Genomic DNA, 1929 nt, shown 5'->3' on the forward strand with positions numbered 1-1929 from the left:
GAACACGAACAGGTCGCCGCCATGCGGATCGCGCTTCAGGCCCTGTTGCACCTGCAAGGCCAGCCCCTGCATGCCCTTGCGCATCTATGGACACCCCTTGCTGTGCAAGGTTTTTCTGATCATGTGCAGATCGGATTGGCTGCTGCCATCTATCCGGCCTGAGCGGCAAAGGCTCGGCCTTGGTGAGATCCGCCCATCGACTTCCCATCATATCATCGAACTCAAGGTTCAATGCGCAAACCGGGCTCGTCGACGCCGGTCACCGACCGGTCCTGCCACCATGTTCAAATTGCCCTCACAGTCTCGTTCAAATGTTCGTTATGTCACTCCGATCACGCGTTGATCATGCCGGCTTCCACCGCGTTCCTCGTGCCTGGATCGCCCAAGCGACGCGCGCGAGTTTATTCGCGACCGCGACCGTCACGACGTTAAATGACCGCCTTTGCAGCAGGGCGTTTATCCAATCCCAAAGTCCACCCGATCGTCCGTCCGCAATTCGAACAAGTGAGCGGGCGCCGTTCACGAATTGTCGGCGCATGTAAGCGTCTCCCCGTTTGCTTATGCCGAGCAAACGTTCCTTGCCGCCACTTGAGTGCTGTCTCGGCGTCAGCCCGAGCCAGGCAGCGAAATGTCGCCCGGAACTGAAACGCGTTTCATCAGAGACCGCGGCCGTGACCGCTGTTGCGATCAGCGGTCCAATACCTGGAATTTCGACAAGACGTCGGCAAGCCTCGCTGTCACGCGCCGCATCTTTCACCCGTCGATCGAGGTCGGATATACGCGCATCCATCGAAACGATTTCGTCGACCAGCATTCTGAGGACGGGTTTGAGCGTAGGGTCGAGGCTCTGGTCTTGATCGTCAAGGACGAGATCGAAGAGTTGCCGCAACCCGGTTCGCTGAACCTGCGCAACGACACCATACTCCGCTAAATGGCCTCGCAAGGCGTTGATAGTCGCTGTCCTCCGACTGATCAAATGGTCACGAACCCGGTGCAGCGCCATTGCCGCCTGCTGCTCGATTGTTTTCGTTGGGACAAAACGCATCCCCGGTCGCTGGACGGCCTCGCAGCATGCCTCGGCATCGGCGGCATCGTTCTTGTTTGTCTTGACGTAGGGCTTGACGAATTGCGGCGGCATTAGGCGAACGTCGTGCCCCAATTTGGCCAGTTCGCGTGCCCAGTGGTGAGCACCTGAACCCGCTTCAAGCCCGACGATACAGGGAGGCATTTCTCCGAAAAGCTTGAGAAATCGATCTCGCGTCAGCTTCCGGCGCAAGACCACGCCTCCGGTCGCGTTGATGCCATGCACTTGAAAATACCGCTTTGCGATGTCGATCCCGATTACCTTGATATCCATGTTCGACTCCATCAATTGGTTCAGCCCCACAATGTTGAGCCTGGGTCGCAAGGGGTGTCCATCACATCATGTCCGTGTGGCCCATCGCGATCCAGACCCTCGCGCCCGATGGGATCATCGCAGCGCCTTCAATGCCGCCGAAACCAGCGTAGCAGGTGCAGACGAGGAGATGCGCACTTGCCGACCATTGCAAAGATCGACCGTGATCGCGGCGCACGGATCATGATCGGCAGGCTGCTCGTCATCGGCGAGCACGGCCTGGGCGAAAGTCATCTCCGGTACCGGCAAGGACGCAGCTGCCGACTGTTCGCGCAATTTGCGACGCCATGTGTAGATCAGGCTGGTCGAAACGTCCCGCCGCCGGGATACATCGGCAACGCAGGCGCCCGGCGCAAAGGCCTCGGCGAGAATCTCAAGCCGCTCCTCCTCGCTCCAACGCCGCCGACGCTCCGGCCCCGTCATCAACGTGATCTGACCCATGCTCCGCTCCTAACCCGTCCTATTCATGAGGCTGGTCGCTTCGTGTTGGTCCACCGGCGATGTGGCAGTGCCTGATTGACCAAGGTGCACGC

Annotated in this window: 3 protein-coding genes; all 3 read right to left on the reverse strand. The window is 59.5% G+C overall.

Going from position 1 to position 1929, the window contains the following annotated elements:
* Window positions 1–84: IS66 family insertion sequence element accessory protein TnpB (tnpB, locus tag K4G67_RS17830; RefSeq protein WP_420830059.1), on the reverse strand; the 84-nt coding region annotated here is incomplete at its 3' end.
* Window positions 85–343: 259 nt separating this feature from the next.
* Window positions 344–1357 (reverse strand): IS110 family RNA-guided transposase, encoded by a 1014-nt coding sequence (locus K4G67_RS17475; RefSeq protein ID WP_420830058.1) that lies wholly within the window; start codon window positions 1355–1357, stop codon window positions 344–346.
* A gap of 114 nt (window positions 1358–1471) precedes the next feature.
* On the reverse strand, window positions 1472–1837 hold the full coding sequence (tnpA, locus tag K4G67_RS17480) for an IS66-like element accessory protein TnpA (RefSeq protein ID WP_047819777.1): 366 nt from the start codon (window positions 1835–1837) through the stop codon (window positions 1472–1474).
* Window positions 1838–1929: the final 92 nt, after the last annotated feature.

It is taken from the genome of Croceicoccus hydrothermalis (assembly GCF_022378335.1).
Taxonomy (GTDB): Bacteria; Pseudomonadota; Alphaproteobacteria; order Sphingomonadales; family Sphingomonadaceae; genus Croceicoccus; species Croceicoccus hydrothermalis.

Coding starts and splice junctions, on each gene's coding strand:
- tnpA (WP_047819777.1), bottom strand. CDS start 1,837: ATGGGTCAGATCACGTTGATGACGGGGCCGGAGCGTCGGCGGCGTTGG.
- K4G67_RS17475 (WP_420830058.1), bottom strand. CDS start 1,357: ATGGATATCAAGGTAATCGGGATCGACATCGCAAAGCGGTATTTTCAA.